The organism is Pontibacter anaerobius (assembly GCF_026241195.1).
In the GTDB taxonomy this organism is placed as follows: Bacteria; Bacteroidota; Bacteroidia; order Cytophagales; family Hymenobacteraceae; genus Pontibacter; species Pontibacter anaerobius.
The window spans coordinates 98,830-116,036 of sequence record NZ_JAPFQO010000003.1 but is presented as its reverse complement, the minus strand read 5'-3'; the positions used below and the strand labels follow the sequence as shown (position 1 = coordinate 116,036).

At 51.7% G+C, this 17,207-nt stretch carries 7 protein-coding genes; 1 reads left to right on the top strand and 6 read right to left on the bottom strand.

Going from position 1 to position 17,207, the window contains the following annotated elements:
* Window positions 1-11 precede the first annotated feature (11 nt).
* Window positions 12-3,434, bottom strand: a complete 3,423-nt coding sequence (locus tag OO017_RS06080) for a SusC/RagA family TonB-linked outer membrane protein (protein ID WP_266051572.1) — start codon at window positions 3,432-3,434, stop codon at window positions 12-14.
* Between the two features lie 452 nt (window positions 3,435-3,886).
* Here OO017_RS06080 and OO017_RS20070 point away from each other — a divergent pair, with 452 nt between their 5' ends.
* Window positions 3,887-4,123, top strand: coding sequence for a helix-turn-helix domain-containing protein (locus tag OO017_RS20070; RefSeq protein ID WP_439651297.1), 237 nt, complete (start codon window positions 3,887-3,889; stop codon window positions 4,121-4,123).
* Between the two features lie 382 nt (window positions 4,124-4,505).
* On the opposite strand, the gene OO017_RS06070 is transcribed toward OO017_RS20070, so the two are convergent.
* From OO017_RS06070 to OO017_RS06050, 5 genes are all read right to left on the bottom strand, one after another.
* Window positions 4,506-5,867: a hypothetical protein gene (locus OO017_RS06070; protein ID WP_266051570.1), complete on the bottom strand. Its 1,362-nt coding sequence runs from the start codon at window positions 5,865-5,867 to the stop codon at window positions 4,506-4,508.
* Between the two features lie 153 nt (window positions 5,868-6,020).
* Entirely contained in the window at window positions 6,021-6,239 is a 219-nt protein-coding gene (locus OO017_RS06065) for a hypothetical protein (RefSeq protein ID WP_266051569.1), read from the bottom strand.
* A 192-nt stretch (window positions 6,240-6,431) separates the two neighbouring features.
* A complete protein-coding gene (locus OO017_RS06060) occupies window positions 6,432-7,130 on the bottom strand; it encodes a hypothetical protein (RefSeq protein ID WP_266051568.1) in 699 nt (232 codons plus the stop codon).
* Entirely contained in the window at window positions 7,127-7,696 is a 570-nt protein-coding gene (locus OO017_RS06055; RefSeq protein WP_266051567.1) for a hypothetical protein, read from the bottom strand. The genes OO017_RS06060 and OO017_RS06055 overlap by 4 nt, the downstream gene beginning before the upstream one ends.
* The gene (locus tag OO017_RS06050) at window positions 7,665-17,177 is read right to left on the bottom strand and encodes a SpvB/TcaC N-terminal domain-containing protein (protein WP_266051566.1); all 9,513 of its coding nucleotides are present in this window, start codon (window positions 17,175-17,177) and stop codon (window positions 7,665-7,667) included. The genes OO017_RS06055 and OO017_RS06050 overlap by 32 nt, the downstream gene beginning before the upstream one ends.
* Between the last annotated feature and the right edge of the window lie 30 nt (window positions 17,178-17,207).

Genomic DNA, 17,207 nt, shown 5'->3' with positions numbered 1-17,207 from the left:
AATTAAAGTCATTAAAATTTAACGGATACGCCGGCAGTATAAGTCCTGAGAGAGGGGACAGGCAGATTAGAACTGATAAAGCCCTGGTTCAGGTTGGCAGACTGGCCACTTCCAATGTTAGTCACAACTTCAGGATCCCATCCCTGGAACTTCGTAAATGTTAAAAGATTGGTGCCGGACACAAACACCCGAAGCCCCTGTATCTTTAATCGTTGCGTCGCAGCAGTTGAGAAAGTATAACCCAGCTGAAGATTGCGCAGGCGAACGTAGTCCCCTTTGTACAGATACTTGTTATGGATGTGAAGCTCGTTGTTGTAGTTGGTACCTGAGCTTGGATTACCCTCATCGTCATAGAGGTACTGGTGGTCCCAGCGAAGCTCCGGATATGCTGCATTCCGGTTTTCATGGGTCCATGTATTCCCGATTAGATCTTTTCTTAGCAGCATCTGCCCATAGGCGGCATAGCTTGTAGCCTTCTCTGAGTTATCGTAAAGGTAGTTCCCGCCACTGAACGTAAACAGCGCATTGAGATCAAAACCCTTGTAGGTAAAGGTATTATCAAATCCACCGAAGTAAGTTGGCAGGGTAGTTTTGTCTTCAAGGAAGAACCTGTTGTTACTTAAGTTATTGATAGTTGCAGGAATCTTGTTTCCGGTCCGAACAGTCTGCCCGCTGGCAGCAAACTCTTCCTGGTCCAGTTCCCAAATCAGCTCCACTCCTTTATCCGGGTCAATACCGGCATAATCTGCCATATACCAGGTACCAAGGCGCTCACCTGTCTTTGTCAGGGTATAGCCATCCCGGATGCCGCTACCGGTCTTGTCCGCCTGCGGATTCAGGCGCAACACCTTGTTTGCATTGGTCGTAATGTTAAAACTTGTCGTCCACTGGAATCCTCCGGCATCAACGTTGATGGTGGTGAGGTTAAACTCAAGACCTTTGTTCTGCATATCCCCGATGTTTGCCCATATCTGGCTTGGTTGCACAGAAGGAGGCAACGGCACCTGCAGCAGCAGGTCCTTGACATTGCGGTGATAATACACCACTGAACCTGAAACCCTGTTTTGAACAAGGCCAAAGTCAATGCCAAGATCATAGCTGTCGGTAGTTTCCCAGGTTACGTCTGCGGCCCCTATGTTAGACACCTGCGTACCTAAGCTCCCCCCAACTTCATCGTAACCATACTTTCTGTCCCCTCTGAAGGTCATGACATCCACATTGCCTGGTATGCTTTGATTGCCTGTCTGACCAAAACTGCCCCTAAGTTTGAGGAAGTTGATAAGCGACAGGGATCGCATGAACTCTTCCTCGGAAATGATCCATCCTGCCGAAACAGCAGCGAAATTACCCCAGCGAAGGTCTTCGCTGAAGGCAGAGGACCCATCACGTCGCAGGCTGGCACCTAACAGGTACTTATCCTTTAACTTATAGTTGGCACGCGTGAAGTATGCCCGGATGTAGCGCTCACCGCCCAAACCGGCAGTCATGCCTGTTCGTAATCCCGGGTTACCCAGCTGCTGATAGGAACCGGTAAGGTTCATGCCCGACATGTTATGGGTGTACCTGGACATACGCTGTGACTCGGTACCCGCTGTGATGCTGAGGTTGTGATCTTCCCCAAAGTCCTTTACATAGTTGCCATACAGGTTATAGTTGTAATTTTTTATGGTTGCTGTATTATCCAAGGCAAATGAGCCGTCATTGTCAGCTGTAGTCGCGCGGATATCCCGCGACACCCAATACACGGTATTTGCCTGTATGATATCGAAAGAACCTTCTGTTCTGAGCGATAAGCCCTTCACCCATGGCAATGTGTATTCCGCCCACACGCCACCAATACCACGGTACTGGTCTACCTGGTCCAGGATATTATCCGGATCGCTTTGAGCCACGAGGTTTACCGGAGCCACAGGATTCCAGTATTGTGTGGGATCGTCGAAACGGTAGATCGGATACCATGGAAGTGCATGCGTTGCAGCCTGCGAGAACCCGAAACCATTGGACATACCGGTACCAAGGGATTTCGCACGGTTGTTTTTGGTATAGGCAAAGTTGAGCCTTGTTCCCGTGCGTAAGTTGTTAATAGGCTCAAAATCCAGATTAACCCGACCAGAGAAGCGCTCGAACTTGTTGTTTTTCAACACACCCTTGTCCTCCCGGTAGTTGGCAGAAGTGTAGAACGAAAACTTGTCTCCTCCCCTCGTCGCTGAAACGTTGACATCCCGAAAGCTGCCTGTGCGCAGAATCTGGTCAAACCAGTCGGTATTTGTTCTTTCTGCTTGCTCACGTGTGATAGGGTCTGCCGACACCCCCACATCAGGTCTAGGAAATAGGTTCACATTGCGCATAGGATCGAATGGACTTAAACCAGAGTTAGCACGAGCCTGGTCCATAAGAGCAAAGTATTCGGCGCTGTTCACAAAACCGATATCCTCCGCTGTGCGGGTCAGATCAGAAATACCTTGCGAGAAATCAACATTCAGACTGCCTTTCCCACCCTTTCCTGATTTGGTTGTGATGATAATAACGCCGTTTGATCCCCGTGAACCGTAGATTGCAGTCGCTGCCGCATCCTTCAAGACTTCTACAGACTCTATATCATTCGGATTGATGGAGGCCATCGGGTTTTGGGGAGTTGCCCCGTTGTTTGTTCCATAGCCATTCAGGTCATTTGAGATCGGCATGCCGTCCACGATGTACAATGGGTCTGAGCCGGAAGAGATTGAATTGGTTCCTCTGATGAGTACACGCACCGGGGCACCGGGGACACCGCTGGCTCCTGCCACCTGCACTCCTGTGGCACGGCCCTGAATCGCAGCATCGAAGGAGGCTGTCGGCAGCTGCGTGATGTCCTGTGATTTTATCGTTGCAATAGAACCTGTAACATCTCTTTTTTCCTGTCGGCCATATCCGACTACCACCACCTCCTCCAAGGCTTTCATATCAGGCGTAAGTGACACATTTATACTGGCACGATTGCTTATCGGCACCTCCTGTGTCTGATACCCAATAAAAGAGATGACCAAGGTACCGGTGGCCTCTGGTACAGACAAGCTGAAAGTTCCATCAGCACCAGTTGCAGTGCCTCTGGTAGTGCCCTTCAGTAATATTGTTACTCCCGGTAGGCCCTCTCCTTTTTCATCAGTTACCTTACCTGACACAGTCACTGCCTGGTATAAACCAGTACCATTGTTATTATGTGATGAGGCAGCTTCACTGCCCAGTGCTGATGTTTTGAGCGGGGCTTCAACTGGGGCTTCTCCTGCAGGTCCTGAGGCATAGACGTTGACAAGGGTATTCTTTATCAGGTTTGCCTGCACTGGACTCTGTATCAGGCATGCAGCCAAAAGTAAAACCGGGAACCCACTTTTACTTTTTCCCTTCTTAAGACAGGCTTTGAAAGCCTTCGTATTACGGTATAGCTTACTCTCCATATAATGTTTTTTATTAGTAATTAGTAACCGAAAGCAGATATACAGATGCGAAAGGCATCCAACGGTGAAGCGTACTCAACAAAAAAGTGATATTTAACTAAACTCATTGATTTACAGGCTACCACTCCTCAAGAGCAGTTTCTACAAGTGATAAGCAAAAAAGATTAGATAATGCTGCCAAAAAACCAAGTGAGTAACTTATCACTTACTATATACTTCAAAGGAATTATATAATTAACTCTTCTACTAGATCAATTTTATCCTAGTATTAAGTTATATTATCATTTAGCAAAGGATTTGCTGCTGTATCTTGAATAGATTCGGTTTGATGGGTATTCATTACCATTTTTCCCACATGTTCCGTTGTACAAAACAGAGTTAACTGAAACTTTTCGCACTACATGCAAGGTTTTCCATGATCTACTCTGAAAGGAAGGTGAAAGAGGGCGGACTTGATACAACTAGAATCGACGATGAAGGCAGGGGTGTGCCTTTGGTTTATAAGAGATCTCGAGCAGGGGAAAGAGACCCTGCGTCTGAATAAGGTGAACCAGGTGCTGCAGCTCTTCGGGCACCAGACAGGACCCGTACTTAGAACTTTTCATATTATTGTTTCCTGGAGGGAAAAAGCCGAGATACAGCTCCACAAAAGACCAGCCAGCTGGCTCATGCAGGACGAGAACAGGTAGCATATACAAAACACCTGCAAAGCGCAGCACCTAACAAAAATGCTGTTAAGATGTGGAAAACGCCTCCGGGTTTCCTACATCTTAACAGCATAGCAGTAGTAGTGGCAGCGAAAGACAATCAGATGAGTGACACCCTTTCCTTGCCTCCATTTCTATAGACACTTTAAGTCACAAGTCTAGGGGGCATTCCCGCTCAGAAAATGCGCACATGACTCCTAGTTCAGCTCCAGCTTCCCATAAGCCGTTTCGTACTGGCCAAGTCTAGGGTTTCTGAAGACCTTAAACTGGTATTGCCCCTTCTCGATTTCTATGAAGTGGTTCATGTCCAGCGTAAACCCAGCAGGCTTGTCTTTTGGTACAGCGGATAGCGCTTCATTTCTCTTTATGCATTAATCTCAAGTGCCACGGGCATCGCCTGCTGCTGTTTGGCTAAATTGCTAGCCTTTGCGCCGGATGGCTCCTGCGACAGGTTTTCGCGGTGCTCGTTGTAGATCACCAGCAGACCGGAGCTGGTGGCAAAGCTGCGGTGGGAATTGGCTCTGCCATCCCCCGTCAGCTGACCTTTGTAGAGGGTGTTCTCCCAAAGCCTCTCCCACTGCTGGTCCAGCCCCACAAAGATGACAGGCCCCGAAACAGGGTAGCTGCTGTACTTGGTGGTTTTGATGAAGTTGCATTCCAGCGAGAAGATGTACTCCCCCGAGTGCAACCGCTGCAAATCCTTTACCTTCAGAAACAGCCCTTTGCCGCCGTACTTTTTGGCTACTTTCTCCGACGTTGGCGTCAGCAGGCCGCTGTAGCTCATTTCCTTCTCCAGGTGGCTTACCCGGTAGCCCACTTTTCTGCCGGCGTTGTACACCGACACCACCACCGGCTCATTGTCGGGTGTGAGGAAGAACCTGCTGTCGTAGTACTCCTTGATGCCCGGCTCCCCTACCTGCACCTGCTTTGTCTTTTGAGTTTTCGGATCATAGGTCATCACCAGCGGAATGGCCTTATTCTTTGCCCCGGCCATGACCACGAGCCGCTTGGCCCGCGGGTCCACCTGCCCGTAGAGGTACAGTTTCCTGTCGTTGGCGATAGCCACATCTGTCAGCACCAGGTGGTCCTCCATTGAGGCTACGTCGATAGAAGTTTTATAGAGCTCAGCGAAGTGCTGACTAAATGCCTTCACTTCAATACGATCCGCCGCGCCCCTGTCGGTGTATTCCCGCACGATGGCGTAGGACCTTTTATCAGGCGATGAGGTGAAGTAAATGGGCGAGCTGTAGCTCTTCTTCTCATCAAAGGTAGTCAGCAGCAGCGGGGTGCCCAGTGCCTTCATTTTGGAACTAAGCTCATTGACGTACACAAACTCCTTGTTCTTCTCCTTGTCATTCACCGAATAGAGCACATAGAACTTGCTACTGGCGCTCACAAAACCATGAATGAAGACTTTCTGGTTTTCGCTTACTTTCATCTCGGAGGTCAGGAGCCTGGTCTCCGAGAAGTTGACATAGTCCTTGAATTCCCCGATCTGCAGGGCCTTGCCGGCCCCGGTACTGAAGCCCTGGTAGGCTACTTTGTGCTTCACGTCAAAGAAGGAGAACTTCCCCGCAGTAGAGCCATACTTCATTTGCAGGCGGCTGGGAGGCTCGGCGAACTTTTCCCGGAGCTCGTTTCCTTTCAGCACAACCCCGAGCTGCGCATCATAAGACTGGGCACAAAGGGTAAAGGGAAGAAACAGTAAGAGTAAAAGTTTTTTCATGCTTTGATTTATTAAATTGTTTGATGGATACCTGCACCAAACCCTACCAAGAGAAGTGTTATACTGCTTCCTCTCTTAGGCGAGTTGGGGGCTGATAATCTTGATTGATGAACCAGAAAGGGATAATTTGAACAAGAAGCTGTACCACTGCCTTTACTTTTGTTTTGCCGCACAATAGATGCCACTCCCAATAAAGGCTACAGCAGAAGTGAGCGTTAAGTATTTCCAGACCTTAAAGCCGGTTCTATAGCTACCACACTCCTTACCGATGATGCTGACTATCTGCTCTGTTTCCATGGTGTCTCTATACTTATCAAAGTACTCGCCTGAGCTCAAAGTACTCGCCTGAGCAGCCTTTAGCTTTTCCATCATAGACAAACATTTGGTATATACTGATGAGAAAAAATATGATTGCTATGTTCGTGAAAGCTTAAAGTAGTCTATTACTATTAATGACGCCTTATCTTGTGCTACTTGGCTATTATCTCATAGCAATGGGATAGACCGCAAATCGTTTAAGGTATTGGTTGAACACCAATATCCTGCCACTATTGATTCACAATGTCAATTAGTACCTACTAATTTGAAGACTTTTTTTTTCATAAGAACCGATCCCAAACCTTCAACCTCCTGCATTGCAGGCAGCTCAAATATCTTTTCATCATACTTCTCATGTGTGTGGCTGATAAGATCATAGACTATTGTATAAGAGCCATATACCACCTTTTCTATCCTAACTGGTAGCGCTCCAGACAATGAAAGATACTTTCCCCATTGATCGTATTTATACTTCTCAAATAGCTGAGGGTCTATTTGTAAAAAGTCAGGTTTAAAGAAATATTTAAATTTCCCAGTTCTCCACGTAACCTCAACAACTAGAAGTTCAGCCCCATTGATTAGTATTGTGTCATTTGTCAATTCGACTTTGGGAGTTAATCCTCTAGATTCTTCCAAATCAAAACCTGCATCTATTGCTGTTACAAATAAGGAGCCTTCCTGAAACGTGTAAATCAAATTACTATCACTGTTATAGACTGTTCTTGATTGAAATCCTTTGTCATGTGGAACGAGTACATAGTCTCCACTAGCGGCATATGTTACACTGACAGAATCAGGAAAGAGTGTTTGCCCAGCTAATCCATCTGACTTTTCTCTTTCCGGTGCCTCTACACTTATTTTATATGTTAGCTTTATTGCAGAGATTTGTCCTTGTAGAGGTGATTGAATCCATAAAATTAAAAAAGCAACAAGTGTACTTATCATAATTTAACTAGCTTGATTGACTCAACATAATAAGCTTCAAATAGCGTAGGTTTAACCCTAAGCCTAACCATGTACTTTTGGGACACATCTGTCACTCTCTCATCAGGAATTACCATGTAATGATTATAAAGCTCACCCTTAAACCTATAGGTTACTTTGTCTTTCTTTTTTCTGGTATAGCTTACTATTTCACAATCAATAGTTTTAGTAGGCTCCACTCTGCTTTCATGAATGAGGTAGTAGTCCAGTGGAACGCCAATTATTTCTGAAAGGAGCCAAGAGGACATTCCAAATGCCACAATAAAATAAACTACGTACAGCCTATCTTTAAACTTTCTTAAATAGTAATCCTTAAATTTTAAAAAGCGCCAAATAAACAAAGAAAATAGTAATGTAATTGAAGCGCTTACTTTCATATATTTTAGAAGCTTAGCTTCATTGATTATAGCCCCTTTGTAATACAATGCCAGAATTGACAAAAGTAGAACAACAAAATATAATCCTTTAGAGCTGAGAAGCTTTTTTGCCCTTGTATCACTGGTCTGATATTGTTTTTTCCTTGACATATGAAGATGTAACCTCCTGTGCGGCCTTGTCTAATGTTTTAGTTTGAATATAGTCTGTGCCTGCCTTTTTACTTTTTTCAGCTTGTTCTTCTACTCTCTTTCTGTAGTTATTAACCCTTTTAGAAGATTCACCATTCTCTAGCTTGTTCTTATATGTATTCAACTTTTGATATAGCTTTTTATTCTCCTTCTTTAAGACGCTGAGTAGCTCATCTGCACGATCACCAATGCCTACTTCAACTAAAGTTTCAATTGTACTTTCCAAGAATAACCCTGTCAAAACTTCCTTATCAATTGCAAAATTATCGGGATCTTCCAAATATGCATCTATTACCTTAGTTGTCATCTTCTCAGAAATTGACAAAACGATTTTGCCCGGTAAAGTATTAGCCAGCTTATAAGCCTTTTGAGCAGTTGCAGCTCCTGGTGGCAATACACTTGCCATCGCATAAGTCTTACCCGCATCCCAGCAAGCAGCACTCCAGCTTATTCCATCAAAAGCAGCCTTTGTAGAGTTTCCTTCAATAAGCCAGCCCGTCACAAAGTCCATTCCTGCACTTAATACAAAAGATGAAACAGCCTCTACAATTCCAGAAATCGGATCTCTTCCGTCAGGATCTTTGAAAAGTATAGGATTATTGAAGGTGTAGCTGTACGGACTCCATCCCGGATATTTTTCCGCTAATGGATCCAAGCTCTGCCAGATGCTTGTCCTCGGGTCATAGTACCTAGCCCCATAGTAGTAGAGCCCCGTCTCCTCGTCCAGTTCCTTGCCGTTGAACAGGTAAGGCGTGCGATGGGTATTGCTGTGCTCCTCCACAAAGGTCTCCCCGAAAGCAAAGTACTCCAGGTGCTGGTACACCTCCCCCGAGGCGTCGGTGATGAAGCTTGAGCTGCCCAGGTGATCAGGGTGGAAGAAGTACATGAAGCTCTCTTTGTCCTTGTTCTTGCCCCCGCCGTTGTTGCCTTTCTCTCCAATGATCTGCCCCGGCGGCACCTTGCCGCTCTTGCCTGCTGTCAGGATCGCCCCGTCCTGGCCCAGAAACTTGAGGTTGCGCACGATGCCCTCCTGCACCTGGTCGCGCTTACCCGGGTAGTTCACCTCGTTGCCGCCAGCCTTGTTGTTCTTGGTGTCGGCGCCGTTGCCGCTGCCCAGCTTGCTGGTGATGCGCTGCCCCTCGATGTAGAAGTGCTTGGTGTAGCCGCCGCTCTTGAGCACCAGGTACGGGTTCACGTACACGGTGAAGTTGCCGATACCGCCCGAGCCCGCCTTGTGCTGCCCGTTCACGTACACAGCCTGGCCGCTGCTTCTGCCCTTCAATACTCTCATTCCCGATGCGTCATAGGTATAATGGAAGGCGGCGCCGTTATCCATGATCGCGCGGATGCGGTTCTCCTCGTCCCACACGATCTGCCGACGCTGGCCGCTTACCTCGTCCTTCCAGCCGGTCTGGTTGCCCGATGCATCATAGCTGTAGCGCTGGCGCCCGATCAGCTCCGGTGCGTGCGGCTGTTTATCGCCGTAGGTGTACTCCTGCGCATAGGTGGTCCTTTTCTGTGTTACCCAGCTGTCGCCGCCACCGCCCTTACGGTCGTGCGTCTGCACCTTGCTCAGGATGCTGCCCACCTCGTTGTAGCTCATCTGCAAGGTATAACGGTGCTCCTCGTTGCTTCCCTTGAAGGAGCCAATAGCCTCGGTGAGGCGGTAGAGTTCGTCGTAGGTGTAGCTGTAGGAAGAGGAGCCACCCATCAGGCTGCTGCCTGGCACCGGCGCGTTGTTCTTCAGGCTCAGGATGTTGTTCACCTTGTCGTAGCCGTACACGTTGTCCATCATGGCGCGACCCTTGGCTGTTCTGGCTACCATGTTCTGCAGCCTGCGCCGGTCTGCCTCGTAGCTATAGGTGGTCTTGGTGCCGTTGCCGTAGGCCAGGAACACACGCTGACCGAACTTATCGTAGCCCAGCTGCTGCACGTAGCGGTAGTCTTCGCCCTTCTTCTTGCCGTTCATGCTGCGCAACAGGCCGCCGGTGTTGTAAGTGTAGTCCACCTTCTCCCCATCTGGGTACATCAACGAAGTCAGGCGGTTCCAGGTATCATAGCTCCACTCGGTCACGAAGGTCTGCTCGTCGTGCTGCGGGATCACAATGGTGCGGATGTTCTTCACCACCTCACCCAACGCTCCGTAGAAATACTCCTGCGCACCAGAGGCATCCTCCTGCAGCACAATCCTGCCGGCGCGGTTATGCGCTGCCCCGGCCTCGCCGTAGGTATAGTGAACATTGTTCTCCGGGTTCTGCGGATAGGTAATATTTGTTAAACGCTCAAAGTCGTACTTATAGGCAACAGCCCCTATGCCAGCCTCCCGCATGCTCGCTGTTTCCAACGCAGCTAAATTGCCTACCAGATCATAGCTGTAGGTGGTCAGGCCGGCATCCGGGTGCAGGCGGCTGATGCGGCGCCCGAGCTGGTCGTATTCTGACACGGTGGTGTGACCCAATGCATCGGTGGCCCCTGTCTGCTCGCCCATGGCGTTATAGGTAAAGCTCGTCCAGATATCACCGGCGTTCTTCACCGAGGTGACCCTGCCGCGGGTGTCGGTGTACTGGTCCGTCACGATGCCGTTGGCGTCGGTGGCCATCGTCCGGAACTGCATGGCCCCCGCAAAGTCACTGCCAAAGCCGTATTCGGTCTTGCTCACTGCGCCGTCCGGTAGCGTCACCGTCAAGGTCCTATCCATTACATCGTAAGTGCTGAAGGTTGGTTTCACCTTGTCCACCGTGGTGTTGATTCTGCTAGCACTGCCTAGCTCCTCTGTTACCGGGTAGTAGGCGTGCGTCGCGCGGCCCAGGCCGTCGTAGAGCACCTTGCCTGACACCACCATCACCTCCTTGTCCGGCGTTCCGTCGCCCTGGTAAAGGGCGGCGTCTTTCTTCGTCTGCAGCACCCTGCCCAGACCGTCCACAAAGGTAGCCGTCTCCATGAAGTTGTTCGGGAAGGCCGGGTCGTAGTGCCTGGTCAGCGCCCACGGCACCTGTGCCTCCGTGTGGTACTCAAAGCGGATGGTGAAAGGCGCGCCCGACTTCATCTCGTAAGGTCCCTTAACCGTCTCCAAGCGTCCCAGGTTGTCGATGGTGTACTGGATCAGGTTGCCGTTCATGTCCTTGCTCGAGAGCACCTGCCCGAAGCGGAAGTCGTAGGTGGCCTCTGAACTGTAGCCGTAGCTGTTGCTCACTTTGGTTACATATGTATGTACCTGCTCGTCATAGGTAAAGCTCATACTGAAGCGCTGGCCTTCGGCATTCTCCGGCCGTGTCACTTTGGAAAGGTTGCCGTAGGCGTCGTACGCCACACTGTACACAGCAGCCTTATCCTGCGTGAGGTACTGGCGGATCTCGCTTACCTGTCCCTTATCTGTAATCTCGGCCTCACGCTTGCGGTATACTTTATCCGTGCCACTTACCTCCACCGAGCTCGGCAGGCTCATGATGTAGCTCTCCGGCTTGTAGTGGTAAGTTACCTGAGCGAACAGGTCGTCTTTCGAGTCCTCGTCCCCATAGTCCTCAATGCGCGTCACGTTGCCGTAGCGGTCGTAGTCGAAGCGGGTGCGGGTGCTCTTACCTGCCTGCGGCTGGCCCTCGTAGAAGCGCTGCTGCGTTTCCGTTAGCGCAGGGTACACGCTTCCTGTTGCCGGCGTGCTATCAGTGCTCAGCCTGGCTCCCGTAGCTGCGTCGTGCAGTTCGAAAATATTCTCTTTCTCCACGTACGGCTTGCCGTCCGCGTCTTTCAGCAACTCCTTTACCAGCAGCCCCTTTTCATAGTAGCTGGAGTTCTTAAAGACCTGCTCAGTGCTGGCGTACACAGCGTTCTCGTTACCGGTGTCGTGGGTGCGGGTGATGACTTTGGCAAAGCCGTAGAACTCCCGCTCGTGGCGGTCATAGTAGCCGTCCTCGTAGGCGAAGGTCGTCAGCAGGCTGTCCGGCCCGTCGCCCTTGTAGCCGTCGAACATAGCCACGCGGCTCAGTGCCCACATGGCCTGTGGCATTTCGTAGCTGTTGCCCTGGCGCTCGTAGTTCAGCACAAAGGAGGCCCCCAGCGGACGCTTCACACTCTTGAGCATATTGGTGCGACCGATGGTGGAGGCAGATACAACCAGCTGATCATCCTTTTCTGATCTTACATAATCAGGGAAACCATCACCATTTACATCTGCCATTTTGCTGAGCTCGCGGCTCATGCCTCTTCCCACGCTTGTACTCGGGTTAAAGCATATTTTAATATTGACAACCGGAATATAGATACCCGCCGTGAAGGCTAGGTTCGCAGACTCACTGGCAGATGAGTTCTCATTGACCTGGAAAGCTCCCTGCCACTTGATTAGAGGGGTAAAGCCGCTGCCTGTATTCAGTCGCACCTGCATGGGATCCCCCTCTAGCACCTCGTCTACAAGCCCATCGCCGTTCACATCCTGTAAAGCGACCCGAGTGGCGTTATCAGACCTGGACAGGCTCACGCCTGCGGAGATGCTACCGTTGGCAATGCTGATGCCAAGGCCGGCGCCCGAGCTCTCGCTGTCCCCGGATTGGATATCGGTGAATCCCCACTTCTCTACTGCAGCAAAGCGATAGCCCAGGTTCAGGGACACATCCCCTCCCTTATACACCCGATCAGGCAGGCCGTCCCCATTGATATCAATATAGCTAAAGTCCGCACTGTTCTTTCCTTTTGCATAGTTACCGCTCAGGCCGGCGCTGCTCTGGCCTGACCCTACGCTTACGGTAACCTTTTTAGCGTTTGTCGGGGAAGACTTGGCTTCAGAGGTAGGGAAGCTTGCAGATAGGGTAACGCCGTCAGACTCTGACTGCGTTACGTGCCCAGGGCCATTCCCATGCTCGACATAGTTGTCTGAGAGCGCACCGTGCGAAGCGGTGTACTGGATACGCTCCTCTGTGACCACGTCAGGGTAGCTATCACCGTTCATGTCCATGAAATCCGTCAGCACCCTGGTCTCTCCAAGGCTCTTACCGTAGCTTCCCCCTAATCCTGCGAAGGATCCTCCTGCAGAGAATGAATCGCCCGTGCTTCGGGTGATTTTATGGATAGCCCTGCTAGCCTCACCGTCCCCTGGCAGTGGTTGCAGGCCAGACACATCGTCATCCCCCATCCTGGAACTGCTGATGGTGGAGGCACTCAGGTAAGTATATGCGTCGGCTCCGGTCCAAAGTTTATCTTTTGCCACAGGGGCAAGTACAATGAAAAGGTCCTTGCTCGGATCGTACCCGCCTGCACTTTCCAAATCCCTCCCATCCTTAAGTTTGTCCGGATCAATCTCTTTAGGATCGGTCACGGCATCACTAAGCTTCAACTCTACCTCGTTAATTGGTCTCGATGCCCTTTCACGGTTGCCGTTATAGGCAAAGTGCCCCCAGCCCCTGTACATGGGCCCGAAGATGATATCGCCATTGTCCTTGTTGCTCAGGAGGGTATGCACACCGGCATTAGCCGTAACCGACTTCTTGTCCATCACAACGGTTGCCCCGGCCTTTGAGAGGGTGCCGGCAAGCTTATCGTTAGGAATATGGTACTCTATATACAGCTTATCCCCCTTGTTTACAGGAACGGTAAAAGGCGCAGCGGCTGTAAATTGCCCTCTCACAACTGTCAATGTCTCTTTCAGGAGAAGCTCTGACTGACGTTTCACAGTAAAGGTTGCCACGCCAGTGTGTTCAGAGCTATTGAATGTAAGCTCTGGGGTAAGGCTGATAGAAGACACCTCATGGCTCACTTCCCATGCTTCACTGGCCTGTACCACCTGCGGGAAGATGGAGTAAGAAGGGGCAGCGTAGAAGTCAATCAGTGGTTTCCCCTCCGCATTATAAACTGTCGGATAGGCGGGATCACCAGAGGCGGTGTAGTACATCCTCGGTGTCCAGCTTAAAGCTGGCCAATCCACGTTGGTATCCGTCTTCACGCGGAAAGCGAAGGATTCTCCAGCGAGAACGTCCGTATCCAAAGAGATGTTCTCGCTGATAACATCTTTGCCAGCATACTTCTTTTGCCAGACAGTGGTTTCTTCCCCTGATTCTGACACGCTCACGACCAGCGCCTGCACGTCATCACTGGTAACCGGCTTGGAGAAAGTCCCCTCTACCTTGACCCGCCCCTTGATCGGCGCCGTCACGACCTGGTTCCCGCTGAGAAGATAATCCTTCTCCACTGCGAAGCTATAGAGCTTCTTGCCGTTTGCATCCTCCAGATCCGTATCCTTGTTCGTATATTCTATGCTTGGGGCCCACTGTACCTGGTCAAAAGAACCATTGGCAACAGACTGTACCCTGAAGTACAGTCTATCCCCTTTTTGAACAGAAAGGTTGTTTACCTTGGCAGGAACATGTACAGCATAATCATCTGGCCCTATAACAGCATTCCAAAGTTCCTGGCTCTTTAGCTGAATGGCGACACGAACCCCATCAGCGGGAGTTTCTTCCCTAACAGGGTCTGTGCTCTTCATCAGTTGGACCGGGGCTGTCACAGTGACTTTTCCGGTATAAGGAGCCTGCCACATACGGACCACATCATGAAGCGGATTCTGATCAATCGCTTGCTCACGCTCGGCAGGGTCCACCTTCAGGATTCCCTCAGCCACTTTCCCGCCCTGGTTAATCGGGCTCTCGGTGTCACTGCTGCTGGCGGTGAACACAACGCTCCCGTCAGGCTTCACATGGTTAAAATACACCTTTCCGTTCACCACCACATCCGGCAACTGGTCGCCGTTCACTTCGGAGAAGTAGACGGTCGTGGTAGAGGTGGTGGTGCTCTTGCTCACGCCGGCAAAGACAGGCGCCACGCCCGGGCCATGGGCTTCCAGGCCGCCTCCTACCGTTTTGCTCCTCTCTTTGTGGAAGGCATTGATTCCAAGCACCGGCTTCAGTTCACCAAAGGCGGGCTGGCCAGCAGGCCCTGAAAGGTTTGGCCTGTAGCGGATGCCGTCCTCCTTCACGAATACTTTATCGGGCAGGCCGTCACCGTTGATGTCTATCATGGACAGAAGCCCCTCGCTGGTGGACTGAGAGTAGCTGAAGTTTGCCCCTGCAGACAGGCTTTTAGAAGCCACGTTGGCGTTAAAGCCTACTGTCACGGCCATGCCTGCACTGAAGTCCGTAGACTTTGTGCCGCTCAATGCTGAAGCCTCATCCCCAAAGCCCTTGATAAGGTTTAGGAATCCCCCTTGCACGTTATCTAACTGTGGGTTCCAGCTTTCACTATTCTTAAAGGGGACATAACCCTGCTTAGCCTTCACGTCATCGTAGTAGTCAAAGCTATGCTCGGTGAATTTCTTGCCCCCGGCATCAAACTCCGTGATGCCGCTAAGCAGCGTCTTATGGAAGGCGCCTGCCACATACTTCAGCTCATAGCTGCGCACCGGCTTGCCGGCATATCTCACCTCCACCTTGCGCAGCAGGTCCGCCGTTACCTGCTTGAAGCCGTAACGGGCGTTGATATTGATGTCCTTTCGTTTTGCCTCGCCCAGGTCACGGTCGCGGGTAAAGAGCACCGCATAGCTGCCTTCTGTGCTGCCGTGGCCGGTGTAGGTGATCTTGTCCACGTACAGCTGATAGCCCGGCACGGTACCATCCTGCACGCCCGTGTCCGTCACCTTGTCGTAGTGGTAGCGCATGAAGTTGCCGCTCAGGTCCCTTACCTCCACCAGCGCCCAGTGGGCGATGTTGCCTGCCTCATCGGCAAGTATAGCCTTGCTGTTGACGCCGCTTCCGGAGGAACCGCCGTAAGAGTAGGTTACGCCGCTCTTGTCGGTCACCTCCCACCAATAGGTTTTTGGGCTGCCGCCGTGGCGGATGATCCTGCTGAAGGCACCCTCCACCCGTGGGTAGAACTGCTTTTCGCTGCTCCTGGCCTGCGGCTCGGAGCGGTGGGCCGTAGGGCTCAGCTGCTCTCCGTTCATGCTGTAGGTCTCTGTCTCCTTGGTCGCGTCGTAGCGCGGCACGCCCCAGCGGGTATCGATAGTGATGCTCGGTGTGCTCAGGTTCCAGCCCAGACCCAGCCAGCTGTCGCCGCCCCCGCTGTTGTAGCTGATGGCCAGCTGCGGCTGCATGCCGCCACGCCCGGCCGGCAAGTTGATCGGGTAGCCCATGGAGGCGCTGCCGGTATTGTTGGCCTGCGGCGCCTGGATCAGGTTTACCACCGCCGTGGGGTTTGCCGCCTGTATCCCCTTCATGGAGGTGGGGGTGTAGGCCTGCGCCTCCGGCGACTCCGGCACCATCATGATCGCGTTGATCATGTCGGTGAAGTGGGTCGTGCGCGAGGCAACCTCTGCCCGCTCCCCGTATACAGAATCTAACGGCAGGGGCACCCAATGGTGCGTCTCCTCGTCGAAGTAATAGGTCTTGATGTCCTTCTCGGTGTAGCCTGCCGGGATCTTGCTCTCATCGTAGCCCACCCGCAGGTCTACCTCCTTCTCGAAGGTGGTGCGGTGAGGCAGGTAGCGGAAGCCGTCGTTGTAGCGGGTCACGTTCACCATGCCCGGGTCCAGCGCCGGAATGTCCACCTCCCGAAGGGTGGTGACAGAGATTGGTGAGGACTCCTGCCTCGCGCCGGAGCGCGCCGTCAGGGCTGTGCCCGCCAGCGAGATGGACTCGGTTTGCTTGAAGGAGAAAAGCTTCTCCGCGCGGCCTACCTCCGAGGAGAGGGCGTAGCTATAGTCTGCTGCCAACGGCCGCTCAAAGCGCACCTCCCGGCAAGCGATCTGCCCGTCAGCGAAATGCACCTCCACCTCGGCCTTTCTTCCGTCTTTCCCTTTTTTGGTAGGCACTAGGGCCTCGAACTCCCCTTGGAACACGCGCACGGGCTTCCCGTCCACCTTCACCTGGACGTCCGCGCCGGTAGCACCTTGGATAAAGCCCTTGATGTACGCTTGGTTATGATAGTAGCCGCTTGACTGCGGCTGGTTGATTACGATCCTTTCCGTTGCTCCCGGCGTAGCGCCAGCGGCCTGTATCTCCAGCCCCACGTTACGCACGCGGTAATTATGTTTGGCGCCCTTCGGCAGCGTGAAACGGATAACGTTGTCGCCAGTCCTGAGCCAGGTTGCGTCGATGCGCTCCCGTTGCCTGCTCCACCCCGAGCGCTTGCGCACCAGGTAGCCGCCCACTGACAGCTGATCGTTGATGCCCCTGGAGACGGCCGTGTGGTCCTCCACCCCGTCCACCTCGTACACTAGCCACGCCTGCTCACTGCCCTTCAGCGGCTCCTCCACGAGCACATGGAACACGTTGTCAGCCGGGTTGTCGGCCGGTGCCTTCTCCGTTGCGCCGATCTGCCCTTCCTGCGTTCCCGCAGTATAAAGTTTGGGCTGGGTAGGGTTGGCAGCACTGCCTGAGGCGCTTGCAAAGATGAAAAATGTAAAGAACAGGGTGTAGGCAGCCCATGGAAGCTTCTTCCAGGGCTGGTTTGTTTTAATAGCCATCTGAGATGAAAAAGGGTGAACGATCAATAG

Bases quoted from the DNA above. Each gene is read 5' to 3' on its own strand.
- OO017_RS06080 (WP_266051572.1), bottom strand. From the start codon at position 3,434: ATGGAGAGTAAGCTATACCGTAATACGAAGGCTTTCAAAGCCTGTCTT.
- OO017_RS06070 (WP_266051570.1), bottom strand. From the start codon at position 5,867: ATGAAAAAACTTTTACTCTTACTGTTTCTTCCCTTTACCCTTTGTGCC.
- OO017_RS06065 (WP_266051569.1), bottom strand. From the start codon at position 6,239: ATGATGGAAAAGCTAAAGGCTGCTCAGGCGAGTACTTTGAGCTCAGGC.
- OO017_RS06060 (WP_266051568.1), bottom strand. From the start codon at position 7,130: ATGATAAGTACACTTGTTGCTTTTTTAATTTTATGGATTCAATCACCT.
- OO017_RS06055 (WP_266051567.1), bottom strand. From the start codon at position 7,696: ATGTCAAGGAAAAAACAATATCAGACCAGTGATACAAGGGCAAAAAAG.
- OO017_RS06050 (WP_266051566.1), bottom strand. From the start codon at position 17,177: ATGGCTATTAAAACAAACCAGCCCTGGAAGAAGCTTCCATGGGCTGCC.